Here is a 25,201-nt window from a genome sequence, read left to right on the forward strand (position 1 = left end):
AATTGCCTATGGCGCACGAAAAAATGACCCTTCATCTCGACACTGGCGATGTCGAAATTAAATTGCGTCCTGATCTGGCGCCCGGTCATGTCGAGCGGATCACCGAACTCGCTTCGGAAGGCTTTTATGATGGCGTCGTTTTTCATCGCGTGATTGACGGCTTTATGGCGCAAGGCGGCGATCCAACCGGTACGGGCATGTCTGGTTCAGACAAGCCTGATATCCCTGCGGAATTTAGTGATGCACCGCATAGTCGCGGCGTATGTTCGATGGCGCGGACCATGGACCCCAACAGTGCCAATAGCCAGTTTTTCATCTGTCTCGATGATGCTGGATTTCTCGATGGCCAATATACCGTCTGGGGCGAAGTAACCAGCGGGATGGATGCGGTTGATGCGCTGCCAAAAGGCGAGCCACCGGCTGAGCCTGGCTCGATTAAGAACATCACCCTCGGCTAAGCGGTAGATTTGAAAACCGTGAAAGCGATATTTTTCTCCGGCCTCGTTATGAGCAGCATGGCGCTGGTCTCTTGCGCGGCTGGAGAAGAAGATAATAGCAATCAATCCAAATCTGCGGTGGTAATCGACCCGGCGGCGGCGGACACAGGTTTTCTTGCTGAAATGCAGGGCAGCTGGGCGTCCACCGAAGACCCCAAAAACACCATCATGATCGATGGTAGTCGGTTTCAAAATACCTATGATGGCGATCCGCAATATGACGTGCCGATCATATTTGTGGACAGCTGCAAAACGCAAAAGCCGGATCTGGAAGGCAAAGCATTCGTTTTGCACGGCAAAGAAAAACAAACCTGCTATCTGATGTCTTCGGTGTCAGAAGAAAAGCTGAGCTACATTGATGGCTTGCGCGGGAGAACATCACGTTTCCTCCGCAAAAACTGAACTAGATTTGGAGATATGCCCATGACCGAGAACACAACTGAATATACCCCTCCTAAAGTTTGGACCTGGGACAGTGAAAGTGGCGGGCGTTTCGCCAATATCAACCGGCCAATAGCGGGCCCCACCCATGATAAAGAATTACCGGTCGGCAAACATCCGTTTCAACTCTACTCGCTAGGCACACCCAATGGTGTGAAAGTGACGATCATGTTCGAAGAACTGCTGGAAGCCGGTCTTGATGCCGCCGAATATGATGCGTGGTTGGTCAATATTGGTGAAGGTTCGCAATTCAGCAGCGGCTTTGTCGATATTAATCCCAATAGTAAAATCCCGGCGTTGATGGACCATAGCACCACCCCGCCGACACGGCTTTTTGAATCCGGTTCGATGCTGGTTTATCTAGCCGAGAAATTTGAAAAATTCTTGCCAGCCGATCCGGCAAAGCGGACCGAAGCAATGAATTGGCTATTTTGGCAAATGGGCAGCGCACCATTTCTGGGTGGCGGGTTCGGGCATTTCTATGCTTATGCGCCGGAAAAATTCGAATATCCGATCAACCGCTATGCAATGGAAGTAAAGCGGCAGATGGATGTTCTTGATCGGCATTTGGCTGATAACGAATATTTCGCCGGGGACGAATATAGCATTGCCGATATGGCAATTTTCCCATGGTATGGCGGATTGGCGCGCGGCGTTCTTTATGAAGCGGGTGAATTTTTGTCTGTGCAAGACTATAAAAATGTTCAGCGTTGGACCGCGCAGCTGGGCGAACGTCCAGCCGTAAAACGCGGTATGATGGTCAACCGGCCCTATGGTGAGCCGGAAACCCAATTGCATGAACGCCATGATGCCAGCGATTTTGAAACCAATACGCTAGACAAGCGGATCGCGCGCGGTGAAGTCGCTGCTCCGGAATAATGCGGTTAAATCAACCGCGCATAGGACCGCTCGATGATGCAGAGATGAATGATGAGCAACGGGCGATGTTGGGTGAACGGTTCCAACAGGGTCCCGTGCTCAATATTTTCCGAACATTGGCCAAGGCACCAAGAGCATTCAAAGCCTTTATGTGGTGGGGCGGCTATATGTTATCGCGCCACAATAGTCTGCCTGAACGCGAACGGGAGATGATCATTTTGCGCACCGGATTTAACTGGAAATCCGGTTATGAATGGGCGCAGCATGTTCGTATTGGGAAAGATTGCGGGATAAGCGACGCTGAAATTGAGCGGATCAAAGCCGGGCCGGAGGCTCCAGGCTGGACAGCGTTGGAAGCCGCCATGTTGCGGGCGACGGATGAGCTGACAAATGACAGCTTTATCTCCGATGCGACATGGACTGACTTGGCAGAATTGACTGAAAAGCAGCGCATGGATCTAGTGATGACCGTGGGGCAATATACGCAGGTATCGATGATGTTGAACAGCTTTGGCGTGCAATTGGACGATGGCTTGAAACTCGACCCGGATTTGCGGGGATAAGCAAGTTTCAGGACTAGGTGGTCAACGCGCCGAACGGAACAATTTTATTATCGACGTCATGACCGATATCAGCCGTGCCAAGAAACGGAATATCAAAACGCGCGCACAGCCGTTGGACAATATCTTCGGCCTCCTCGCCAAAGGGACGATTATTTTCCGGTACTTCACTAACCCGGCCGAGACGCAGACCAGCCAAGCCCTTGCCAGCCAAATGGCTAGTGACGTTAAACAGCGCGCGGTCAAATGCATAAAGATATTCGGCAATTTCCTCGATCATCAAAATATGGCCATCCAAATCGGGCAAAAGCGGTGTCCCCACCATCATGGCAAGAGTCATTAAGTTAAAGGCCGCATATTTCTGATCGGATTGGACATGCGCTTCAAGGCTCGATTCATCTTGGTGGACCAACCAATTTAATCCGCGCTCGACCGCTGCCATACCGTTTTCGCGTCTCATATCCACCGGCATTGGTCCGTGCGCCTGTCTGCCAATATCTGCTTTGTACAGCGCTCCTAATAAATTCCCGCCATCGCTATAGCCCATATATTGTTTGTCGTGCGCGGCCGGTTGTAATCGCGACAAAATCGCGTCGGCAATGCGGGCGGCCCCGTAGCCTCCCCGCGCAAACCAAAGGGCATCAATATGACGGTCATTGGCCAGCGCGACAAAAGCATCGGAGCGCAATTGATCAGAGCCAGCAAAATGGCCTTCAATGGCAAAGCATTGGTCGTGAAAAATTAACTCGGCTGCGGGGTGACTTTTTCGGGTCGATACGATCAGCTGTTCTGCTTCTTCGGGATAGAGGGGCGTGGAGGGCGCGCAGATTCCAATTCTGATCTTTTCCATAAAATTTGATCCCCCTACCGGATTTTTACGCCAATATAATTGCCAAAAAGCTGCCAAGGCCATAGCGGGGGAATATGACCAAAGACAAATCCTATTATTTTTGCGGCATTGGCGGATCAGGCATGCTGCCTCTGGCGATGATCGTACGAGAAAATGGAGCGCAAGTGTCCGGATCAGACCGCGCTCTGGATCAAGGGCGACTGGCCGCCAAATTTGAATGGCTGCAAGCCAAAGGCATCGGCTTATTTCCCCAAGATGGCAGTGGATTGCATTCAGCTGACCAAATTTTGATCGCTTCGGCAGCTATTGAGGATACCGTTCCGGATGTGGCTCAAGCCAATAGTCTCGGCTGTTCGCGTATGACTCGGGCCGAATTGCTGGCTGAGCAATTTAACGCGACGGCACGCAGCATCGCGATTGGCGGGACAAGCGGAAAATCTACGGTAACCGGAATGATCGGTTGGATTTTAACCGAAGCCGGATCAGACCCGACCATCATGAACGGCGCAGTCATGAAAAATTTTGTTGCCGACGATGCCCCTTTTGCCAGTTCTCGAGTTGGTGACGGTAAGTTCATGGTTAGCGAAGTGGATGAAAGCGACGGATCCATCGCGCTTTTTGAACCGGAGATAGCGGTGCTGAACAATATCAGCCTTGATCACAAAAGTTTGGAGGAACTGCGCCAGCTTTTTGGTGATTTCGCTGGCGGTGCTGAACAATGTGTCTGGAATAAGGATGACGCAGAAACAGCGGCTTTGATCGCCGGAATGGCAATGGAAACGGGAATAAGCTTCGGCTTTTCACCAGATGCCGATTTCCGGGCATCCCACATAGTCGAAGCTCCCATAAGTAGCCGCTTCACATTAACCGTGGACGACAAAGATTATGCGGTCAGTCTTCAAGTTCCCGGGATGCACAATATTGCCAATGCGCTGGCGGCCATAGCCGCCGCATCGGCGGCGGGAATTGCGGTCGCCGAGAGTGTCGCTGCCATGGCCAAATTTACTGGGCTCGCGCGTCGCTTCGATATTGTGGGGACCGCCAATACTATCAGTGTGATCGATGATTTTGGGCATAATCCCGATAAAATTGCCGCGACGTTAAAGACGATGAAAGCCTTTCCTGGACGCGTAATTGCGTTTTTCCAGCCGCATGGCTTTGGTCCTATTCATAAAATGGGAGCAGAGCTTGCTGAAACTTTTGTTGAAATATTGGAAAAGGATGACCGGGTTATATTATGTGATCCGGTTTATTTTGGCGGTACTGTTGATCGGTCCATCGGCAGTGCTTTCATCACCGATGCGGTAAATGCGGCTGGGGGTTTAGCCCTCCATATTGCGGATCGAGCCGAATGTGGTGCGCATATCGTGGATATTGCAGAGCCGGGCGATCGGATCGTCATCATGGGTGCAAGGGACGATACGCTTAGTCTTTTTGCGGAGGATATATTAGCGCAACTGCACAGTTAAAAATCAGTGCAACCAAATCAGGCCTCGAAATCGAGGCCTGATCATGCGTGAACTATCGGATGGATATTGAGGCTAATCGCCGCAATCAGGGACTGACCGGTGCATCATCATCATCGTCGCTGTTGACGATGGTCAGGGTAATAAACGCGATCGCAATGGCTCCTGCCAGCACGGCCAATATTGTATCGGTCCCGCCACCAAGATTATTCTCTTGGTTTTGCGTGGCAGAGACGCGCTCAACTTTTGCGCTGGACGCCGGAGCGAGCGATTGTGACTGGGCCAGAACCGGCGCAGTAGAGAGGGAAAAAGCTGCTAAAACAGCTAAAGTATTGAAACGCATTTATTATCTCCAACTATTTAATAATCAGTATTAATCTGTAATAAAATACAGATTAAAGGCTAATTATTTGGTTTAACGGCGTTTATTGCCGTAAATGCGTGACGATTTTTTGTATTTACCACATATTGATGCGAAAGTCATCGACGGCCAGCGGTCAAATCAGCACGGTTGGTCGCTTAAAGTCCCGCTTTTACAACCCAGTCATGGAAAATTCGAACAGCTCGGTTTTTCTTGTCGCGTTTGCGACAAACAAACCAATAAGAATAGGGGCTATCAATATCATAGTCGAAAAGCCGAGCGAGTCTTGGATCATTGGCATCTGAAAAATGGCCGCCATGCATGATAGCCACGCCCAATCCTTGAGCCGCCGCTTCGAGCATCAACGGTCCGCTGTTCATCTGGTCGACACTTGCGGGCTCCAAATCGGGCAAGCCAACCGCTTTTTTCCATTGATCAAAAGCTTTGGCCATATCGCTATGAATCAACACATTGTGGTGTTTTAAATCTTGCGGCTCTTCAATGGCATTGGGGCCACTGATTAAATCGGTCGAGGCAATTGCAAAGACTTTGTTGCTATCCAATTTCACGGCATAAAGATTGGGATCGACATGATCGGCGATGATAATTGCGGCATCAATAACATCACCCAGCATATTCTCGGCATGGGTGGATGTGTCGACATCAATATGGAGCTTGGGATATAATTTTCTGAGTTCCGGTAAGCGCGGAACCAGTCGCGTCGCGCCAAAAAGAGGCAGGACGCCTAGCCGAAGCCGCAGATCGCCGCCGCTGACGGTCATTTGATCCACAGCTTCACCAATGGTTTCTATCGCCGGCGCCACGGCTTGCAGCAGCAGCTCGCCATCGTCATTGAGCAGCATGGATTGATTGCGGCGTTCGAACAATGGCTTACCGATATGATCTTCAAGAGATTTGATTCGCCGACTCAAGGCCGGTGCGGATAGCGCCAATTCGGCTGCTGCTGCCTTTGATGAGCCGAGTCGTGCTACACGAATAAAGGCTTCCAAGGCGCGTAGGGGAGGTAAACGTCGCATTGCGCGCGCAATATCCAACGGAATTGTGAATTGTGCAACGCAAAATTACACTTATTTTACAATAATTGGCTAATTTCCGTCACAAGTGTGTTTTTGGAGTTGCATAGAACGCAACTGGCGATGTTCTTTTCGCACTTGCAACATAAGCCCTTATCCGCCATTTAGAACAGGCCTTTCAGGCATCCTCTCCTAAAAACTTTTATAGGCCAGTCCTTCGGGATTGGCCTTTTTTTTGCCTGAAATCCTCCATTCCTGCTGGCCTTGGTCAAGGTTCATTCAGATTCGGGGTCGCATTTTGTGACTCTATCCTTATCTTATTGGAAACAATAAGAACGGCAGGAGTATTTCCCCTAATGTCTGATCCAAAATCCGATTCCGATTCCGAGCAGAAAGCGGATTCTCAAATTTTAAAATTGCAAGTGGCCAATGCGCGGCCGGAAGATAGCGGTCGCGGGCTTGCCCGTTTGTCTCGCGACAATTTAAGCAAATTGGGTTTGATGGAAGGCGATGTCGTCGAAATTGGCGGCAAGCAAGCGACTCCTGCGCGGGCGGTCTTGCCCTATCCTGAAGATGAAGGTCTGGATTTTGTCCGCCTTGACGGTCTCCAGCGCGCAAATGCGGGAGTGGGATCGGGTGACTTTGTCGAAATTCGCAAAGTGGATTCCAAGCCAGCCAAGAAGGTTGTCTTTGCTCCGGCGCAAAAGGACCTGCGTTTGCATGGCAGTGGCGCGGGACTGAAGCGCAGTTTCATGGGCCGGCCGCTAAACGCTGGTGATTTTGTGGCTACTCACGGACAGCAGCAAGTCGATCGCAGCGACATGCCACCGCAATTGCAGCAAATGCTCGCGGCTCCTGCCTTTTCGCTGACGCAAATACGCCTGATGGTGGTGTCTACTGTACCCAAGGGCTTTGTCCATATTGACGAAAATACGGAAGTGGAACTGCGTCCGGAATATGAAGAATCAACCGAGCATCGCCGGGCCGATGTAACCTATGATGATATTGGCGGACTGCATCAGACGATTGATCAGTTGCGTGAAATGGTCGAGTTGCCGCTGCGCTATCCGCAGCTCTTTACCCGTCTCGGAGTCGATCCACCACGCGGTGTCTTGCTCCATGGCCCTCCAGGCACCGGCAAAACCCGCCTAGCGCGTGCGGTGGCGAATGAAAGTGATGCTGAATTTTTCCTGATCAACGGGCCTGAAATCATGGGTTCCGCTTATGGCGAATCCGAAAAGAAATTGCGGGAAATTTTTGAGGCGGCAACCAAGGCGGCCCCGTCCATATTGTTCATTGATGAAATTGATTCTATCGCACCGAAGCGCGGAGAAGTGCAGGGCGAGACCGAAAAGCGTCTTGTTGCTCAATTGCTAACCTTAATGGATGGGTTGGAATCCCGGCTAAACCTCGTGGTCATCGCGGCAACCAATCGTCCCGAAGCGATTGATGAAGCTTTGCGCCGCCCCGGCCGTTTTGACCGGGAAATTGTGGTCGGTGTTCCGGATGTCCGCGGACGCAAAGAAATTTTGGGAATCCATACGCGCGGCATGCCGCTGGAGCCGGCAGTTGATTTGACCGCTTTGGCGAAAACGACTTATGGATTTGTCGGCGCGGATCTTGCTGCTCTGACGCGCGAGGCCGCGATTGAAGCGGTTCGCCGGATCATGCCGAAACTGGACTTGGAAGCCGAAGCGGTTCCTGCGGATGTGCTAGAAGAATTGGTCGTCCGCCGCGATGATTTTGTCGAGGCGCTGAAGCGGGTTCAACCATCGGCTATGCGGGAAGTCATGGTCCAAGCCCCCGATGTCCGTTGGGAAGATATTGGTGGTCTGGATGATGCGCAAATGCGGTTGAAAGAAGGCATTGAATTGCCGATGAAAAATCCCGAAGCCTTCACCAGATTGGGCATCCGGCCAGCCAAGGGATTTTTGCTCTATGGGCCTCCGGGGACCGGAAAGACGTTATTGGCTAAAGCCGTCGCGCGCGAAGCAGAAGCCAATTTTATCGCGACCAAGTCGAGCGATCTCTTGTCCAAATGGTATGGTGAAAGCGAGCAACAAATTGCGCGGCTTTTTGCCCGGGCGCGCCAAGTGGCACCGACGGTCTTGTTTATCGATGAGATTGATAGTCTCGTTCCTGCGCGGGGACGCGGCATGGGTGAACCGCAAGTGACCGAACGTGTGGTCAATACGATTCTGGCCGAAATGGATGGGCTCGAAGAAATGCAATCGGTCATCCTCATCGGAGCAACCAACCGGCCCGGTCTTGTTGATCCGGCCTTGCTCCGTCCCGGCCGGTTTGACGAACTGGTATATGTCCCTGTCCCGGAAAAAGATGGGCGCCGCCGGATATTGGCTATTCACACGGCCAAAATGCCCATTGGTAAAGATGTCGATCTCGATGAGATTGCTGAACGCGCTGAGCGCTATTCAGGAGCGGACCTAGAAGATTTGGTCCGACGAGCGGGCCTCTATGCCTTGCGCGAACATGGCGGATTGGTCGAAACCGTGTCGATGAAACATTTTGAACGCGCTTTGCAGGATAGTCGCGCGTCGGTAACGCCGGAAATGGAAGAGGAATATTCCAAGATGGAGGCGGAATTGAAGCAAAATGCGATGCGCGCCGAACCGATTGGCTTTGTGTCACCCGGCATGTTGACGCCGGTCAAAGATAGCAAACATGACATCTGACCCGGTCCGCATAGCCTGGGTTAGAGGCTAGATATTGGCCGGATCAGGGTTTGGCGTCGATCGCTTGATCATCATCCAGTTGCAAGCTCTTGAGGCCCCAGCCGAATATGAACAGGCACATGGTCACAGCGATCCAGAAGGGCAAGGCGCTATTATAGGTGTAGATGAGCACGCCCAGAGCGGGTGAAGCAATAAAGGCCATGCCGTTGACCGATGCAACAATGCCGGCCACACCATTTTGTTCGGAACGGTTCACCGCAAGCGATGCGCCTGCGGTAAAGCCTGGGCGGAACAGACCAAATCCCAGTGAGCTGACAGCAAAGCCTATTATGATTCCGAACAGGCCGCTGGACAAGGCAATGGCAAAGCAACCCAAGCCTGCCAACAGCATACCCCACAAAACCGAAGAGCGCGGTCCCATTTGCAATAGCGGAATAAGCCCCCATTGGGCCAGCAAGGTTGCTGCAGCTCCGGACATGAGAACAATGCCGGTCATTTCAATTGCCGTTTTGGGATCTTCTCTCAGGCCCAAACGGTCGAGAATCAGAAACCCGATCACTCCCAAAACAACGGCATGAGCATTGCCGCCCATGATACCGGTTATCAACCAGGGCTTGATCCGATTATCGCCCCAACGCAATCGCGGAGGTATTGCGCTTTGCGAAGGCTTGCCAATCGGTTGATCCTCTTCACCATCATCTTTCAAACTGCCGGATGAAGGGGCCGAGCTATAGGGTTCTGAGGTAACCACACCGCGGGCTTCAAAGCCGGGATCATCATTGGGTAGTTTGAGCGCTAGGGCGATCATCACCGCAATGCCGATAAGGGCAAAAGCAAGCATCGGGCTGGAGAGACCGAGGACAGGCAGGATTAACAAGGGGGCAATTGCAGGCCCAACAATGGTGCCGAGGCCAAAAGAGGAAGAAATGAGCGAGAGCGCTTTGGTGCGATCGGCGCGCGGCGTTCGGGCGGCGACATATGCCTGAACCGCCGGCGGTGCTGCGGATCCAAGCCCGCCATAGAGACTGCGGAATATCGCAAATAATATGAAGGTCCACAGCGCGCTATACCAGCCCAGAAGGCCAAGGAAGAGTGCTAGGCCTGCCAACGCCATGGAAGCGGTAAATCCGATCATGCCCAATCGCATCAACGCTTTGCGCCCGCGATGGTCGGAAAGCCGGGCCCATTTTGGGGCTGTGTAGACCCACAATAATGCCGACCAGCTAAACGCGGCGCTGACCCAGAAATCGGGAATATTTAGCTGTGTCCCGATGGTCGGCAAGATTGATTGCATGGCCGTATTGCCCGATGCCGTTACCAGCATCACCGCAAAAAGCACCGTCATCCGTGTATTGTCGATTGTCTTATGCTTTTTTTCAGCAGATATGTGGGAGGAAGAATCGGCCATCAGCGCTCTATGGCACGCTATTTTTTTCAATCCCAGATTTATTCCAGTCATAGCTGCGTTCAATGCGGGCGACATGTAGGGTATAGCTTTCATACCATTTGCCGCGGCCTTGATCTCTGATCGCACTGTGCACAGGGTGATCGCGCCAGGCTTGCGCAGCGGCATCATTTTCCCAATAGCTGACCGTGATGCCAAGACCATCAGCCGATCGGGTGCTGTCCTGTCCGAGATACCCGCTTTGTTGAGCGGCTAAATCGCTCATGACTCCGGCCGCTGCGGCATAGGCTTCGTCATCAACCTTTGTCCGTTGAGCACAAAATATTACTGCGATCGAACCGGGGGGATATAATTCCATTGTTCCTTTTAGCCTTCTTTGTGCCCCGGACAAGCGCGAAGATGTTTGATACGCTGACTGTTCTGGTTTAATAGGACAGTGATAGGATGGCGGGAGATTTTGGTTGACCAATAGCATAGCAAAAGCCCCAGTTTGGGACCGAATCAAACTGCGCGCAGCGCGCACATTTGGGGCCTGGGGAGTTTTTTTTAAAGGCTTTGTCAAACATCCGGTTATGGTCGGGTCGATTATTCCATCCTCTGCCACAACCGTGAAAAAAATGCTGGAGCCGGTCAATTGGGCCGAATGCGACGTTTTTGTCGAATATGGTCCGGGCGTAGGGACATTTTGTCGGCCGGTGCTGGAGCGTTTGAAGCCAGATGCAACTTTGATCGTGATAGATCTTAACCCCGATTTTATTGGCTATCTCAGCAAGACAATTGGCGACAGTCGTTTTTATCCCATTCACGGGTCAGCTGCTGATGTTCAAAATATTCTGCGGGATCTCGGGCATGAAAAAGCGGATTATATTTTGTCCGGCTTGCCATTTTCTACTTTGCCCAATCAACTGGGGCCGAAAATCGCTGAAGAAACTTATGCAGCATTGCGGCCAGGCGGCGCGTTTCTTGTCTATCAATTTGTCAAGCGCGCGCGGGATTTTATGGCGCCACATTTCGATCAGATCGACAAAGGCTATTCGCTTTGGAACATCTTGCCCTGCCATTTATTCTGGGGCTGGAAGAAGGAATAGACATTCCTGTTCGTCTGTGTCGTTGGTCGACATGGATATGTTGTTCGTCGAAGATCAAACAGGACTTGCGCGACAAGTCCGAACGTTCATAGTAGTTGCGAACTATACCAAATTTTGAAGAGGATATCCGGATGTCACGCTTTACCCGCACGATTGCTATCGCGCTCACTTCAACCGCCTTGAGCTTTGCGGCCCCTGTTTATGCCGATGATCACAAAAGCGCGAAACCAGCGCCTGTCAGTGCACTGGTTGATGCTGTTGATATTCCTTATGAGCGGTTCACGCTTGATAATGGCTTGAAAGTTCTGGTCCATACGGACCGCAAGGCGCCGATTGTGGCCGTCTCCATTTGGTATGGTGTTGGCTCTGCCCATGAACCCAAAGGCAAGACCGGCTATGCGCATTTGTTCGAGCATATCATGTTCAACGGCTCGGAAAATGCACCAGGAGATTATTTTGAACCGCTACGGCAGATCGGCGCAACCGATCTCAACGGCACCACCTGGCTTGACCGCACAAATTATTTTCAGACCGTTCCGAAATCTGCTCTTGAGGTGGCGCTGTTTCTTGAAAGCGATCGCATGGGCCATTTGCTGGGCGCGGTCACCCAAGAAAAACTCGATAATCAGATAGGCGTGGTTTCCAACGAAAAACGGCAGGGTGATAATCGGCCGTACGGGTTGGTCAGCTATCGTCAGACCGAGCTATTATTTCCCGATGATAGCCATCCTTATGGTCATAGCACTATTGGTTCGCTGGAAGACCTAGAGGCCGCGTCGCTGGATGATATGAAACAATGGTTCACAGATCATTATGGCCCCAATAATGCCATTTTGGTTTTGGCCGGTGATATTGATGCCGCTTCGGCAAAACCATTGGTGGAAAAATGGTTCGGGGCGATTGCCAAAGGCAAGCCGATCCCTCAACTCAATCCGGCATTGCCGACCTTGGACAAGCCGGTTTACGATGTGATGCAAGACAAGGTCGCCACCACACGTATCTATCGCAATTGGGTGGTACCGGGGCTTAATGATCCGGATTACACGCCGCTGGATGTTGGGCTGACCGTTTTGGGCGGACTGGCCAGTTCGCGGCTCGACAATATCATGGTCCGCGAAGAGAAAAATGCGGTTGCTGTTTCCGCCTTTATCATACCCTTTGTCCATGGCAGCCTGGTCAACATTCAAGCGGATGTAAAACCGGGTGAAGACGCGGATGTGGTTGCTAAAAGACTGGATGAGATTGTCGCGGATTTCATCGAAAATGGTCCGACAGAAGATGAAGTGCAGCGGGTCGCGACCCGCGATGCTGCCGCGCGGATTTCCGGCCTCGAACAAGTGGGCGGTTTTAACGGCAAGGCCACGGCTTTGGCGCAAGGTGAATTATATTCGAACGACCCAGAATATTATAAAAAGGAATTGGTGCGATTGGCTTCCGCAACGCCAGCTTCGGTCACCGCAGCGATGAAAAAATGGCTGACGCGTCCTGTCGTTGGACTGCGCGTGGTACCTGGTGAACGCGAGGCCTATCAAGAAGTGCAATCTGGGCAGGGATCACGCACTGGCGTTTTGACGGCACCCGCATTTTACACCCAAGATGGCAATGCGCAGTCCTCCAATGTTGTGGTTGATCGGTCTTCACTGCCTCCGGTTGGTGAAGTGCCCAATGTCGATTTTCCGGACGTGGAAACTGCGACTTTGTCCAACGGAATAAAAGTCTATTTTGCGGCCCGTGATGCGGTTCCGATGACGCGGATAAGCTTGTCCTTCAATGCCGGCGCGACCGCAGACCCCGCTCATAAAATTGGATTGCACAATTTCACCACCGCGATGATGGAGGAGGGCACAACCAGCTTGACTTCGGTTGCCATTGCCGAAGAACAGGAGCGCTTGGGCGCGAATGTGAGCGTCGGCGGTGGACGGGATCGGACCAGTGTCAATCTCAGCGCGGTCAACCCCAATCTTGATGCCGCGCTCGACCTGATGGCGGATATTGTTAAAAATCCTGCTTTCAATGCCGAAGATATTGAACGTATCCGGGTGCAGCAATTGACAGCGATTGACCGGGAAGAGAGCAATCCGCGCAGCGTGGCAACCAATGCGCTGCCACCACTCATATTCGGCACGGCTCATCCTTATGGACGGGGGCTTTCCGGCAATGGGACAAAGACATCGGTATCAGCGCTCACCCGAGACGATTTAGTGACCTTCCATCAAAGCTGGATGCGCCCAGAAAATGCCACCATCTTTGCGGTGGGCAAGATTGATCGCCAGGCGTTGATCGAGAAATTGGAGATGCGCTTTGGCCAGTGGTCCGGGACCGGTCCGATGGCGCCAGCGAAAAATTTCGATGCGGCTATTCCAGAAGCCGAAGGCAAAATTGTGGTTATTCACCGCGCCAATTCCCCGCAATCGTTGATTTTGGCGGGGCAGGTCTTGCCGGTAAAAGGGACCGACGATCTGCTTACCCTCAATGCCGCCAATGAAATATTGGGCGGAAATTTCCTGTCCCGGATCAACATGGATTTGCGCGAGACCAAGGGGTGGAGTTACGGTACGCGCAATTCGATTTTGCGCGGCGAACACGATGTTCCCTATATTATGCGGGCTCCGGTGCAAACCAATCAAACTGGTCCAGCGGTCGCTGCAATCATGAGTCAGGTAAAGGATTTTCTTGGTGATAATGGCGTGACTCAAGCGGAACTGGAGCGCACAGTGAACGGCAATGTCCGCCAGCTTCCCGGTCAGTTTGAACAATCTCGCCGCGTGCTGGGACAAATGCAAGGCGACGTCATGTTCAAGCGTCCGTCTAACTATGCCGAAACCGTCGCCGATCGCTACAAGAAGCTGACGGCTGATGATCTCAACACAGCAATGGCCGGCGCAATCGACCCCGATAAATTCACTTGGGTCATTGTTGGCGATGCCGACAAAATTAAATCGCAACTGGAAGCGCTGAATATGCCGATTGAATATCGCGGCTATGAAGCTGGTGACACTGATGTTAGTAAGGCAACCAGTGCTAATGATTCGGCGGTTGGTCAAGATTGATCGTTGGATCAAGGTTCTGAATTAAAAGGAGAATGATATGTCTATTGATGGTTCTTATGATTGCGTAACCAAATCCCCCATGGGCGACCAAGCCTCTGTTGTTACCATTGTCACCGATGGCGACACTTTTACCGGTAAAAACGAAGGCGCTATGGGTTCCATGGAATTGGAAGATGGCAAGATTGATGGCAACACTCTAACATGGGTCATGAATATGACCGTGCCAATGCCGATGAAGTTGGAAGGCACAGCAACCATTGAAGGCGACACATTGACAGGTTCTGTCAACGCGGGTGCTTTTGGTGAAATGGCTATGACCGGTACCCGGAAATAAGCTTTTAAATCAGATAGGAAAAAGGCCGCTGCCTAATCGGGTTAGCGGCCTTTTCTTTGACTGGGATATTAGATTATTGAACGACGATGCTCACCGCACGGCGATTTTGTGCCCAAGCTGATTCGTTTGAGCCGAGCGCTTCGGGCCGTTCCTTACCGAAGCTAACCGTCGTCATCCGGTTCGGACTTACGCCCAAGGATGCTAGATAGTTTTTAGCGGCATTGGCGCGGCGTTCGCCCAAGGCCAGATTATAGTCCCGGGTTCCCCGCTCATCGGCATGGCCTTCAATAGTAATGCGCGCATTGGGGTGCTGAGCCAACCATTGGGCCTGACTTTGCAAGACCACTTGATCTTGAGAATCAACATTATAGCGATCGGTATCGAATAAAATTCGATCAGACATGGTGTTGGCTAGAAAGTCGCCTTGGGATCCTGGTGCATAGCCAGGGCCAGATGGCGCGACAGGGGCCGTCGGTTGCGCAGTGCCCGCAGGCGGCGGCGGCAGTTCATCGGGTGCTTTTTTCGCACAACCGGCCAAAACGAGGCTGGTGGTGATCAGCAGGGGGGTCGTATATTTTCTCATATGTCTGCTCCTAGTCTATTGCCCTTGGGGTAGTTATAGCTTTTTTTCAGTGGCTTGTCTCAAATTTGTTGGAAGGTCTTGTTACGGAAGCAAGGGTCCCCATGCGGGATCTGAACCATTGACCGGAGTGGGCAATTGCCGCTCATTCTTCCCCGTGAGATCGACTTGCCAGATTCCGGTTTTGCCGCTGCCGCGTGTGGTGCGGAAAAATTGGATGATCCGGCCATTGGGTGCCCAGGTCGGTGCTTCATCCTGCCAGCTATTGGTCAACAGCCGCTGTCCGCTGCCGCTAGGTGTCATCACTCCGACACGGAAATTACCGGCAATTTTGGTAAAGGCAATTAAATCTCCACGCGGACTCCATTCCGGCGTTGCAAAGCGGCCGCCGCCAAAGCTGATCCGCCGTTCGTTACCGCCGTTGGCGCTCATCACATAAAGTTGCTGGCTGCCCGATCGATCACTTTCAAACACAATCCGACTGCCGTCGGGTGAAAAGCTACCACCAATATCAATGCCCGGCGAAAAGGTCAGGCGGGTGGGTTCACCGCCTTGTGCAGATACTTTGTAAATGTCGGTATTGCCGGCAATGGCCATGGAATAGAGTATGGTTTTGCCATCCGGAGACCAACGCGGCGCAAAGGTTGGATTGGTGCTTTGGGTAATCAGCCTCTGTCGCCCGGTGCCAATTTCATAGACATAGATGCGCGGATTACCGTCGAGAAAACTCAAATAGACAATCTGCTTATAATCGGGGGAAAAGCGCGGGGTCAGCGCCGTAGCCTGGCCGTTGGTGATAAAGCGGTGATTGGCTCCGTCGCTGTCCATAATCGCTAGTCTTTTACGGCGATTATCTTTTGGACCGGTTTCTGCAATATAGGCAATGCGGCTGTCGAAAAACGGCGATTCACCCGTCAAACGAGAATAGATGCTGTCCGCGCATTTATGAGCAGCGCGGCGCCAATCGCGCGGATTGACAACAAAGCCTTGCCGAGTCAATTCGCTTTCCAACGCGACATCGTAAAGATAACAGCCGACGGTCAATTTGCCGTCATTATTGGAGCGAACAAACCCTTGGATCAACGCCGATGCATTGGTGGTCGTCCAATAGGGAAATTGCGGTGCAGTGACTTCATTGAAGCTGATCGTCCGCACTTGGCTGCGGCCAACGGGTTGAAACAATCCGCTGGAGCGCAGGTCGCTGACAATCACATCGCTAATCTTATTGCCCAGTTCGGCCGTCGATCCAGCGGCAGTGTTCGTGCTTTGGGGGGTGGGCAATCCGGGAACGGCAATCACCAGTTGATTATCGCCTTCTGCGGTCACCGAACCGGTCAGTTGAGCGGCGGCCGGCGTGCTGAAGAATAGCGCAATAGTCCCGGCAACGGCGGAAAGGGTGCGGTCTTTGAACAAGCTGAAAATCATCATGTTTCCCTCTCCTTAGCGGGACAGTCTTTTATCAAAATCATAGGTAATTTGTTTCCACTCATTGTAGAATTTTTCGGGAAGCCGAAATGGTGCCGCACGGCGGACGGCCGCAACGGCACGTTCTGCGTGCAAGCTGAGTTGGGGGGCGTTGCTGGCGGTGCGACCCGTGGTTCCCAATATGGTTGGAGCCCCGACCAATGCGCCGTTTCGATCGAGATTGAAACGCAATTTTGTCCGCAATAATTCCGCATCCGCACCGGTGGGCGCTAAGCGCTGCCAATGGGGTTTGAGTTGGCGTGTCACTTCATTTTGGAGAGCAGCGACCGCTTGGGGCGATGCTTTGGACGCCGCAATATTCTGATTGCGGCTGACCGATGATTGATCGGTTACGCCTTTCAGAAAATCTTTACCCAAGCGCGACCCTTTTGGCTTTGGCTTGGGTTTTGGCTTCGGCTTGGCCTTGGGTTTTGGTTTGGCTTTTGGCGGGGTCTGCGCTTTGGGTTGGGCTGCGGGTTTTTGTCGCGGTGGCGTCGGTGTTACTTCCGGCGCCTTGGTGAGTTCCAATGGTTCGGGATCGCTGAGTTCGGCGGGATCGGGATCTCCCAATTCCGGGGCCACGCTGGTAGCTGGCGGGGCCAAGGCGGGATTGGGCGCAGCGCTTTCCAAGCCGACGTCATCAGCGATCATGACTTCAATCGGCTTGGCCTTATAGGCTTCATCAGGCTGAGAGAGCAGACTCAGCGATAGCACACCGAACAGAACAATATGTCCGCCCGCCGCGACGCCTAAGCCAATTTTTTCAGCTCTTTCCATAACAGCCTATAATTTCTAATTTCACTCAGATGAACCTGTTGTGACTAAGGACACTCGGTTGAGACCGGCGCGGTTTAATTCACCCATAACGCCCATAATCAGACCATAATCGAGACTCTTATCACCTCTCAGCATGATTTGCCGTGGATTTTCAGGCGATTGCTGCGCGGCTATAGCATTTAACCGGGCAGATAGATCGTTGCGACTCATCTCTTGATCATCAAGATAGATGCGGCCTTGTTGATCTACCGATATCTGAACCGGTTCTTGTTCTTGATCCAGCGCATTAGCCCGGCTTTCCGGGAGATCAACCGGTATGCCCGTCACCAGTAAGGGTGCCGTAATCATGAAGATAATCAACAAAACAAGCATGACATCAACAAAGGGCGTGACATTGATTTCGGACATGGGGGCCCGTCCGCGACTGCGGCGACCATTGCCTGGGCCAAGGTTCATCGCCACGGCTTAGTCTCCCAATTCCAGCTCGCGGCTCAATGTCGCATGAAAGCCATCGGCAAAGCGTCCCATGCGCGACTCCAATTTGTTGAGCCGGTGCGAGAAACGGTTATAGGCAATCACGGCTGGGATAGCGGCAAAAAGCCCGATTGCCGTGGCGAACAAGGCTTCTGCAATACCCGGTGCAACGACCGCAAGCGAACTATTCTGTTCAGCCGCTATGGCAGAAAAGCTGCGCATAATGCCCCATACGGTGCCAAATAGACCCACAAAGGGGGCAACGCTGCCGACGGTGGCAAGGAAATTCAAGCGATCCGCCAATTTGTCAATTTCATGGGCGATGGTTGCATTCATAGCGGTTGCCAGACGCTGCCTTGTGCCGTCGCGGTCAATCGGACCACGGGCAGTTGATCGCCGCCATTCGCGCATGCCTGCTGATAAGACTTTGGCCATCGGCAAGCCCGATTTGCCATGGTTATCATAAAATTTGTCAACATTGTCGGCTTTGGAGAAGCTTTGTTCAAATTTTTCGGATTTTTTCGCTATCCGCCCAATTTTCATCGCAAAGCTAACAATGATCATCCAGGTCCATATGCTGGCCAGGAGCAAGCCGATCATCACGGCTTTGACGATGATATCCGCCTCCAAAAAGAGAGCAAATGGAGAAAACTCACCTGAAACGGCTTGTAAGGAAAGGCTGTCTAACAAAGAAATATCCTTTATTTTTATCCGTCGTCCATGATGACAGCGGCAAATGCGTCCGTCCATGCTTCGGGCTGTCTTCGCGGTCGCCCGGCGGGCGTAAGGAACGCTGCCTGAACGGTGGCTGACGCTATTTTTTCATCACCGCGCATGATCAACTGTGTCAACTCGACGCTCGCTCTGCGTAATTTTGTGGCAAAGGTAATGACCAGCAAATCATCCTGAAATTTCGCCGGTGCAATATATTTGATATGCATATCGACAACCGCATAAGCCCCTTCATTGGCTTCAAAGGCGGCGCGTTGGTCCATCCCCAATTGATCCAGCATGTCCGACCGAGCCCGTTCAAAAAACTTTAAATAATTGGCGTGGTAGACAATTCCGGAAAAATCTGTGTCTTCATAATAGACACGGCAAGCAAAATAATGGAGGCGATCGCGAAACATCCCTTCATGCGGGGTAATATCGGTTGGGACTGACCGGCTCACATCCATTGGCGGGATATTAGTGTTTTGAATTCAAAGGGAAAGCAAGAAACGATCCGTTCAGCGTAAATTTGAGTCTATTTGACGGTTAGAGCGCCCATTCACGGCCATTGGTCATCGGATAGAGTTTTCCCGGCTTCCAGTAGACTCTTGAGGTTGCTGAGAACAGCCGGCCATCCTTCGCGGACACTGATATCCATATCTGAACCCGGTTCCAATTCGCTATGAGTGATGGTCAATTTGGTATCCGGGCCCAAGGCCACGAGATCAAAGGTCACGCGGGATAGTTTGGCGGGCTCATCCGCTTCGGCATCCAGCGCCCAACTCCAGACCATTTTGTGCGGTGGGTCCATTTCGATAATCTGTCCGCGTGTATCAATCTTTCCGCTGTCATCACTACGGATATGATCCCATCGTGAACCAACAGTCCAATCAGAAACATTATAATGGCCCCAATAGGCTTTGGTCATGTCCCGATCTATGAGGCCTGTCCAAACTTGTTCCGGCGTTGCAGTGATATAAATCGTGTAGACAAAATCCGGCGCGCTTGGTTTGCCGGTTGATGATCGTGTTGCTACAGCGGCACTGCCGCTTGGCGTTTCTGAGGGGTCAGGCACGTTTTTTCTCCTGTTTGGGCTTGGCGTCCAATTCTATTTGATCTTTAAATGAGGTCAGCGCGGCCAGGCGCGCATCTTCGAACTTACCGACCCAGCGCTGGACAATATCCGCTAGCGGTACCGGATTAAGATAATGCAGTTTGTTGCGGCCCTGCCAATATATCGACACCAAATTGGCTTTTTCCAAAACCACCAAATGTTTGGCAACGGCTTGGCGCGATATTGCTGACTGTTGGCAAAGCTCGGTCAAGCTCTGTCCGTTATTGGCAAAAAGTTGGTCGAGCAATTGTCGCCGGGTTGGATCGGCCAGAGCTTGGAACACATCGGTCATATTCCTATTATGCAACCATTAGGTTGCATGTCAAGAGTCAATCCTGTTGAACAGATGATTGGGGCAAGATAATTGGATTCACCAAGCTTTATCTGGTGGGCAATGACATGGCAGCGGTGTCTAGTGCGCGCATTGAATGCAGAGCGATGCTGCAGGATCTATTTCAAGCCGGCGATAGGCAATGGGTTCCCCACATTCCGCACACCAGCCATATTCCTCTTGCGCTATCCGCCCGAGCGCCGCTGCGATACGGGTGCGATCAAGGACACGCCTCCGCCCTTCGGCTTGCGCCATTTCTTGTTGCTGCATCGCATCCATGCGGGACAAGCGGCCGACACTTTGTTGATCCAGTTCCACCGTGCTGCGCCATTCTATTGCTTCGTCATCAAGTTTTTTCAATTCTGCCTGACGATCGGTAAGCAATTTTTTTAGCGCTGCAATCTCGGTCTTGGACAGCTCATCGGTCATGACATTTATGGAGTTTTCGGTGCCAAAAGATCGAGCGCCGCCGCGGTCATGGCTTCGGTACCCAAGGTCACGGATTCTCGCGGAGCCACTTTAAAGAAAGGGGAATGATGCGACGGAACAGGGCGTCCCCCAGCTTCTTCGGCATCGAAATCCGCTTGCGGTGTACCGCCGACGTTGAAATAGACACCAGGCACGTCAGTATTGGGTGCAACAAAATAGGCAAAATCTTCTCCGCCCATGCCTTGGCGGGGTTTATTGTCGAACACATCCGCGCCAAATCGATCGGAAAACAGCTTTTGTATCCGTTGGGTCAGCGCGGAGTCATTATAGACCGCTGGTGTGGCTTCATGGGAAATTTTGACCTCCGGAAGCTTATCTTCGGGCAGATCATTCATTCTGCCAACATTAGCTGATATTCGCTTAATGCCGGACAAGAGTTTTTGGCGGGTTTCATCGTCATCGGATCGCACCGTCAATTGCATCACCGCGCGATCGGAAATAATATTATGTTTGAATCCGCTGTGAAAAGAACCAACGGTTATTACCGCCGGTTTGAGCGGAGCAATTTCGCGGCTGACAATTGTTTGCAGGCCCATGATAATTTGAGCCCCCATCACAATAGGGTCTTTCCCGCGATGGGGAGAAGCGCCATGGGCGCCAACACCGTGAACAATGATATCCACAGTATCAACGGAGGAATAGCTAATGCCCTCATTCAGCGCGAGCTTTCCTGTAGGAGTATCGGCGGAAACGTGAAAGGCCATCGCAAAATCCGGTTTTGGAAACCGCGTGTATAAACCGTCGTCCATCATCATTTTAGCGCCGCCGATGCGTTCTTCAGCAGGCTGCGCGACCAAAACGATGGTTCCGCTCCACCGGTCTTTCATCGCGGACAGTCGCCTTGCGGTTCCGATCAGCGATGTAATGTGCACATCATGGCCACATGCATGCATAACGGGCTTTTCCTCGCCATCAATGCTGACTTGTGTCACTGTTGATTTATAGTCCAGTCCGCTGTCTTCGACCAGGGGCAACCCATCCATGTCAGCCCGCAACATTAGCGTCGGACCAGCCCCATTTTTCATTACGGCGACAACACCGGTCCCGCCTATATTTTCGGTCACATCCCAGCCGACCGCGCGCCATTCATTGGCGATGATCTTGGCGGTGCGTACTTCCTTGTAAGACAGTTCCGGGTTGCGATGAAAATCGATAAACAAGGCTTCGAGCTTTTGATCATAATCTGCCGCGATAATTTCGCTGAGACTAGCAGCCGACTGAGATTGAGCAGATAGGGGTTGAATTGCAACCAACGCACCGCTTGCGGCCAAAGCCCATAGATATTGTTTCACGATTTTCTCCTTGTTTTCACTTTATGCCAGGGAAGCGATCAAGCTCCAAATCGAAAAGCGCATAATTTATTGCCCTCTGGATCGCGGAAATAGGCGGCATAAAAGGCTTGTGGTCCATCATCGCCGCGTAGTCCCGGGGCGCCTTCATCGCTGCTGCCCAAAGCCATGGCTTTTTCATAAAAGCTGTCGACTTGCGCCCGCTCGTCCATGGTGAAAGCAATCATATTGCCATTGCCGGGCACCGCAGCCTCGCCATTATACGGCTGGGTAATGGCTAAAGATGGAGCTTCCATGTCCACGCCGTAAAGCGTGAAGCCGCCTTCTTCGAGTTGCATCAGCCGTTTGGCTCCGATTTCGCCGAGCAGCGCATCATAATATTCCCGCGCTTTTTCGACATTATTTGTTCCTAATGTTGCATAGCCAATCATTGCTTTATCCTCCCATATTCATTTTGCAGACACATAATTTATTGCCATCCATATCGCGGAAATAGGCGCCATAAAAAACATCCGGCGCGCGCCACCCTGGTGCGCCTTCATCGGCTGCGCCCAAAGCCAACGCTTTGGCGTGCAGAGCGTCAATCTGATCAGTATCGTCAAAAGAGAGGGCGACCATCGTGCCATTACCGAAACACGCCTCTTGGCCATCATAAGGGCTAGTGATGCAGATCATCGGTTGACCGGGCTTCTTGCCATAAAATTGACCTCCCAAAGGGGTTTGGAACAATTTTTTAATGTCCGTGCCTTCAAATAGCGCATCATAAAATGCGACGGCTTTGTCTTTGTCATTGGTTCCCAGCATGGTGTAAGCGATCATGTGTTTCTCTCCTGATAATTGGGGTTGCGCTGCAATTGATTCGGTTTCGGAGTGAAACCTATCACTCACAAAAATAGATGCAATGACCCAAGAGGTCATTTTCTGGAACCGCGGTGCGATAAAAGACAGTGCCCCGTCGGCTTTGGGGGTTGATCCAAAAGCCGGACTTGAGTGCATAGGCTTCGCCGCTATGGCCAAAGCGCGTTTGGTTATCGCCAAACGGATCATCGCGGCAGGCCGCCGGCCGGCCCGGAATCGCGAGAATATGAACGGCGAGGCCATATGCGCAGAAATAGCCCTTCTCGCTATCACCATTGGTGCCATCATATTGCCAGGCCGGCCGCGTCATAGTTGCCAGGGCGGCTTTGCTGAGAAATTTCCCATCATTTTTGAGCAAAATTTGACCGGTTCTGGAAAGGTCGCGCGCGGAGATACGCAGCCCCCCTTGCGGGCTGAATATCGATCCGGTTTTCCCTAGTTGATAGCGATTTATGTCGCAGCTGCCATCTTGCGCGGGGACTAAAGGGCAGGGCTCTCTCACGCCGCGTAAATCATCGCGGGCGACTTCGCCATTGGCTCGGTAAAGGGTGACGGCCGCAGTAATTTTTGGATCGCTGCACAAGGTCCAGTTGAAACAGGCATCCAATTGTAATGGCGTAAATATTTCGGCTTGCATGATCTGGTCAAAGCGCGTGCCCGTAACCGCTTCCATAATCGCAGCGATTACCGGAAAATTAAGATTGGCATAAGCAAAATAGCCGCCGGGTGGATGGTTTTGATCCCAAGCGGCGGGATCCTGAAGCGCGCTTTCAAGCACGCTATCCATGGGCAGGGCATAATTTATCCCGTCCCGCAATCCGGATTGATGAGATAATAATAAGCGTAAGGTTATGGGATTGTCCGGGTAATCGGGATGGCGCAAGGTCCAACCGAGATAGGCTGAGACGTCCTGATCGAGCTGCAGCTGGTTGCGATCAACCAGACGCATGACTGCAAGTCCGACGAAAAATTTCGATATGGACGCGATCCGCACCGGGTCATCGGGCATCAGCGCGCGGCCGGTGGTGCGATTAGATAAGCCCTGAATGGAAATAGTTGCGGTTTTTTCTGTGTCGAATGCGAGCAATATGGCTGCAGGAGGCGCAGTGTTCTGGGCGCTTAGCGAGGGGGCATACAGAATCAACTGAGCAAAAAAAACGAAGCAAAAGCGCCAAGCCCTTGCTCCGTTTTGTGGAATATTGAAAATCACGCGCTTAGCCTGCGGGGCATTCGCCAATTCGCTTGCCGTTATTTTTGGCGGTGATATTCATTTTCATGCCACCGGCGCCGCCGTCCATGGTCATGGTCATTTCATAGCTACTCGGACCATATTGGCCATTCATCGCCATGTTCATTTCGCCGGGCGCACCGACATTTGAGCAGGACATTTTGGAGTCAATCGCGCCGCCGCTCATGTCGAATTTGGTGACTTTGCAATCCGTCTGTTCTTGTGCGGCAAAAAATTCGGCACCAGGATTTTTGGCTTGCTCTTCCGTGATGCAAGTCTTGGTCACAGTGGTTGTTTTCATTTGGTCGGTGAAATTGGCGGGCGCGCCTTCGGGCAAGCCTTCAATTTTAACATCGACAATCTCCACTGTATTTTCCCATTCGCCGGGCTCCAGTGCGACTTCATTCATTTCTTTCGCTACTTCATCTGCGGTGATTTCGCCATCGCCATCCGCATCTGCACCATTGCTGGAACAGCCGGCTAACAGCGCAATGGCCGCACTTGTTAATATAATTTTTCTCACTTAATCTTTTCCCTCTTTGATTAATTGATCGCTGTCGAATTTAGATTGATTGCTCAGACTTGTAAATCATCTATTGATCACCCTTGCCCCCGCAAATTTTCCTCCAAAATCTATTCTTCCGCTACACAGTCGCCTAGGCGTGATCCGCTCATCCGCATGGACGATATCATCTTGAGCCCCTTCACCTCTAAGGTCGAATTGTTGACAATATCGACTTTATCCGCAGTCACTTCCCCGATAGTGGTCCGTTTTTCGGTCCCCATCGGACCGCCTTCGACGACAGTTTTCTGGCAGGTCATGGAGATATTCACCTTGTCGCCATTCTTGTCCATTTCATCGAGGGCGCATTGTCCGCTGTCGGCGTTCGGATTGACCAGAGCGCTGAAATCTTTTGCAATTTCTGGTGTCAGGCACCGTTCTGTGGTGTCCTTGCGGCCCTTCATCGCTGCGAAGCCTTCCGCCATATTGGGTGGCATGCCAGGCAATGTTCCTTCCAGTTTGGAATCGAGAATTTCAATGGTCATGGTCCATTGGCCGGGCGTGATTTCAGGGAAGCTTGCTCCCTCTGTTGTCGCGCTGTCATCCGCACCATTTCCCGCTTTTTCCGCGTCATCGCCTGATGAACAGCCGGCCACGAGCAGCAAAGGTGCCAAAGTCATATAGAGTCGGCTGAGCATTTAGATTCTCCCGCAAATTTTTCTCTGT

Annotated in this window: 29 protein-coding genes; 9 read left to right on the forward strand and 20 right to left on the reverse strand. The window is 52.0% G+C overall.

What is annotated here, in order from left to right; all coding sequences use genetic code 11:
* Positions 1–8: 8 nt before the first annotated feature.
* From ABJU74_RS04135 to ABJU74_RS04150, 4 genes are read left to right on the forward strand one after another with little or no spacing between them, the layout of a single operon-like run.
* Entirely contained in the window at positions 9–458 is a 450-nt protein-coding gene (locus ABJU74_RS04135) for a peptidylprolyl isomerase (RefSeq protein ID WP_348384986.1), read from the forward strand.
* 9 nt (positions 459–467) lie between these two features.
* Entirely contained in the window at positions 468–899 is a 432-nt protein-coding gene (locus tag ABJU74_RS04140; protein ID WP_348384988.1) for a hypothetical protein, read from the forward strand.
* 21 nt (positions 900–920) lie between these two features.
* Positions 921–1,817: a glutathione-dependent disulfide-bond oxidoreductase gene (gene yghU / locus ABJU74_RS04145; RefSeq protein WP_348384989.1), complete on the forward strand. Its 897-nt coding sequence runs from the start codon at positions 921–923 to the stop codon at positions 1,815–1,817.
* Positions 1,817–2,380: a carboxymuconolactone decarboxylase family protein gene (locus tag ABJU74_RS04150; protein WP_348384990.1), complete on the forward strand. Its 564-nt coding sequence runs from the start codon at positions 1,817–1,819 to the stop codon at positions 2,378–2,380. Before yghU ends, ABJU74_RS04150 begins: the two co-directional genes overlap by 1 nt.
* Positions 2,381–2,393: 13 nt before the next feature.
* Here the strand turns inward: ABJU74_RS04150 and ABJU74_RS04155 are convergent, their stop codons facing one another.
* The gene (locus ABJU74_RS04155) at positions 2,394–3,227 is read right to left on the reverse strand and encodes an LD-carboxypeptidase (RefSeq protein ID WP_348384991.1); all 834 of its coding nucleotides are present in this window, start codon (positions 3,225–3,227) and stop codon (positions 2,394–2,396) included.
* Positions 3,228–3,301: 74 nt separating this feature from the next.
* Here ABJU74_RS04155 and ABJU74_RS04160 point away from each other — a divergent pair, with 74 nt between their 5' ends.
* On the forward strand, positions 3,302–4,696 hold the full coding sequence (locus tag ABJU74_RS04160; RefSeq protein ID WP_348384992.1) for a Mur ligase family protein: 1,395 nt from the start codon (positions 3,302–3,304) through the stop codon (positions 4,694–4,696).
* A gap of 85 nt (positions 4,697–4,781) precedes the next feature.
* Here ABJU74_RS04160 and ABJU74_RS04165 read toward each other — a convergent pair whose 3' ends face one another.
* On the reverse strand, positions 4,782–5,036 hold the full coding sequence (locus tag ABJU74_RS04165) for a hypothetical protein (RefSeq protein WP_348384994.1): 255 nt from the start codon (positions 5,034–5,036) through the stop codon (positions 4,782–4,784).
* A 176-nt stretch (positions 5,037–5,212) separates the two neighbouring features.
* The gene (locus ABJU74_RS04170; RefSeq protein ID WP_348384995.1) at positions 5,213–6,091 is read right to left on the reverse strand and encodes a LysR substrate-binding domain-containing protein; all 879 of its coding nucleotides are present in this window, start codon (positions 6,089–6,091) and stop codon (positions 5,213–5,215) included.
* A gap of 353 nt (positions 6,092–6,444) precedes the next feature.
* Here ABJU74_RS04170 and ABJU74_RS04175 point away from each other — a divergent pair, with 353 nt between their 5' ends.
* Positions 6,445–8,781 (forward strand): CDC48 family AAA ATPase, encoded by a 2,337-nt coding sequence (locus ABJU74_RS04175; RefSeq protein ID WP_348384996.1) that lies wholly within the window; start codon positions 6,445–6,447, stop codon positions 8,779–8,781.
* Between the two features lie 43 nt (positions 8,782–8,824).
* On the opposite strand, the gene ABJU74_RS04180 is transcribed toward ABJU74_RS04175, so the two are convergent.
* Together ABJU74_RS04180 and ABJU74_RS04185 are read right to left on the reverse strand one after the other, a co-directional pair.
* The gene (locus ABJU74_RS04180) at positions 8,825–10,189 is read right to left on the reverse strand and encodes an MFS transporter (protein ID WP_348384997.1); all 1,365 of its coding nucleotides are present in this window, start codon (positions 10,187–10,189) and stop codon (positions 8,825–8,827) included.
* 7 nt (positions 10,190–10,196) lie between these two features.
* The gene (locus ABJU74_RS04185; RefSeq protein ID WP_348384999.1) at positions 10,197–10,544 is read right to left on the reverse strand and encodes an antibiotic biosynthesis monooxygenase; all 348 of its coding nucleotides are present in this window, start codon (positions 10,542–10,544) and stop codon (positions 10,197–10,199) included.
* 103 nt (positions 10,545–10,647) lie between these two features.
* Here ABJU74_RS04185 and ABJU74_RS04190 point away from each other — a divergent pair, with 103 nt between their 5' ends.
* The 3 genes from ABJU74_RS04190 to ABJU74_RS04200 all read left to right on the forward strand — a co-directional run bounded on the left by ABJU74_RS04190 (position 10,648) and on the right by ABJU74_RS04200 (position 14,658).
* Entirely contained in the window at positions 10,648–11,274 is a 627-nt protein-coding gene (locus tag ABJU74_RS04190) for a methyltransferase domain-containing protein (protein WP_348385000.1), read from the forward strand.
* Between the two features lie 131 nt (positions 11,275–11,405).
* Positions 11,406–14,324, forward strand: a complete 2,919-nt coding sequence (locus tag ABJU74_RS04195; RefSeq protein ID WP_348385002.1) for a pitrilysin family protein — start codon at positions 11,406–11,408, stop codon at positions 14,322–14,324.
* A 37-nt stretch (positions 14,325–14,361) separates the two neighbouring features.
* The gene (locus tag ABJU74_RS04200) at positions 14,362–14,658 is read left to right on the forward strand and encodes a hypothetical protein (RefSeq protein WP_348385003.1); all 297 of its coding nucleotides are present in this window, start codon (positions 14,362–14,364) and stop codon (positions 14,656–14,658) included.
* Between the two features lie 73 nt (positions 14,659–14,731).
* Here the strand turns inward: ABJU74_RS04200 and pal are convergent, their stop codons facing one another.
* The 15 genes from pal to ABJU74_RS04275 form a co-directional block, all read right to left on the reverse strand.
* Positions 14,732–15,241 (reverse strand): peptidoglycan-associated lipoprotein Pal, encoded by a 510-nt coding sequence (gene pal, locus ABJU74_RS04205; protein WP_348385004.1) that lies wholly within the window; start codon positions 15,239–15,241, stop codon positions 14,732–14,734.
* Positions 15,242–15,322: 81 nt separating this feature from the next.
* Positions 15,323–16,663, reverse strand: coding sequence for a Tol-Pal system beta propeller repeat protein TolB (gene tolB / locus ABJU74_RS04210; protein WP_348385152.1), 1,341 nt, complete (start codon positions 16,661–16,663; stop codon positions 15,323–15,325).
* Positions 16,664–16,678: 15 nt separating this feature from the next.
* Entirely contained in the window at positions 16,679–17,479 is an 801-nt protein-coding gene (locus ABJU74_RS04215; protein ID WP_348385006.1) for a cell envelope biogenesis protein TolA, read from the reverse strand.
* 21 nt (positions 17,480–17,500) lie between these two features.
* The gene (tolR, locus tag ABJU74_RS04220; protein WP_348385153.1) at positions 17,501–17,935 is read right to left on the reverse strand and encodes a protein TolR; all 435 of its coding nucleotides are present in this window, start codon (positions 17,933–17,935) and stop codon (positions 17,501–17,503) included.
* Between the two features lie 9 nt (positions 17,936–17,944).
* Positions 17,945–18,643: a protein TolQ gene (gene tolQ, locus ABJU74_RS04225; protein WP_348385007.1), complete on the reverse strand. Its 699-nt coding sequence runs from the start codon at positions 18,641–18,643 to the stop codon at positions 17,945–17,947.
* A 17-nt stretch (positions 18,644–18,660) separates the two neighbouring features.
* The gene (locus ABJU74_RS04230; RefSeq protein WP_348385009.1) at positions 18,661–19,125 is read right to left on the reverse strand and encodes a YbgC/FadM family acyl-CoA thioesterase; all 465 of its coding nucleotides are present in this window, start codon (positions 19,123–19,125) and stop codon (positions 18,661–18,663) included.
* A gap of 98 nt (positions 19,126–19,223) precedes the next feature.
* Positions 19,224–19,739 (reverse strand): SRPBCC family protein, encoded by a 516-nt coding sequence (locus tag ABJU74_RS04235; protein WP_348385010.1) that lies wholly within the window; start codon positions 19,737–19,739, stop codon positions 19,224–19,226.
* Positions 19,732–20,070: a helix-turn-helix transcriptional regulator gene (locus ABJU74_RS04240; RefSeq protein ID WP_348385011.1), complete on the reverse strand. Its 339-nt coding sequence runs from the start codon at positions 20,068–20,070 to the stop codon at positions 19,732–19,734. Before ABJU74_RS04240 ends, ABJU74_RS04235 begins: the two co-directional genes overlap by 8 nt.
* Before the next feature lie 120 nt (positions 20,071–20,190).
* Entirely contained in the window at positions 20,191–20,538 is a 348-nt protein-coding gene (locus tag ABJU74_RS04245; RefSeq protein ID WP_348385012.1) for a TraR/DksA C4-type zinc finger protein, read from the reverse strand.
* 5 nt (positions 20,539–20,543) lie between these two features.
* Positions 20,544–21,890, reverse strand: coding sequence for an amidohydrolase (locus ABJU74_RS04250; protein WP_348385013.1), 1,347 nt, complete (start codon positions 21,888–21,890; stop codon positions 20,544–20,546).
* Positions 21,891–21,928: 38 nt separating this feature from the next.
* Complete coding sequence (locus ABJU74_RS04255; protein WP_348385014.1) at positions 21,929–22,318, reverse strand: VOC family protein; 390 nt, start codon at positions 22,316–22,318, stop codon at positions 21,929–21,931.
* Positions 22,319–22,322: 4 nt separating this feature from the next.
* Complete coding sequence (locus ABJU74_RS04260) at positions 22,323–22,706, reverse strand: VOC family protein (RefSeq protein WP_348385015.1); 384 nt, start codon at positions 22,704–22,706, stop codon at positions 22,323–22,325.
* A 61-nt stretch (positions 22,707–22,767) separates the two neighbouring features.
* Complete coding sequence (locus ABJU74_RS04265; protein WP_348385016.1) at positions 22,768–23,832, reverse strand: serine hydrolase; 1,065 nt, start codon at positions 23,830–23,832, stop codon at positions 22,768–22,770.
* A 127-nt stretch (positions 23,833–23,959) separates the two neighbouring features.
* Positions 23,960–24,496 carry a DUF3617 domain-containing protein gene (locus ABJU74_RS04270; protein ID WP_348385018.1) on the reverse strand — a complete coding sequence of 179 codons (537 nt, stop codon included), beginning with the start codon at positions 24,494–24,496 and terminating at the stop codon, positions 23,960–23,962.
* 110 nt (positions 24,497–24,606) lie between these two features.
* Positions 24,607–25,173: a DUF3617 family protein gene (locus ABJU74_RS04275; protein ID WP_348385019.1), complete on the reverse strand. Its 567-nt coding sequence runs from the start codon at positions 25,171–25,173 to the stop codon at positions 24,607–24,609.
* Positions 25,174–25,201 lie beyond the last annotated feature (28 nt).

The sequence above is a fragment of the Parasphingorhabdus sp. genome (genome assembly GCF_039982415.1).
Lineage (GTDB): Bacteria > Pseudomonadota > Alphaproteobacteria > Sphingomonadales > Sphingomonadaceae > Parasphingorhabdus.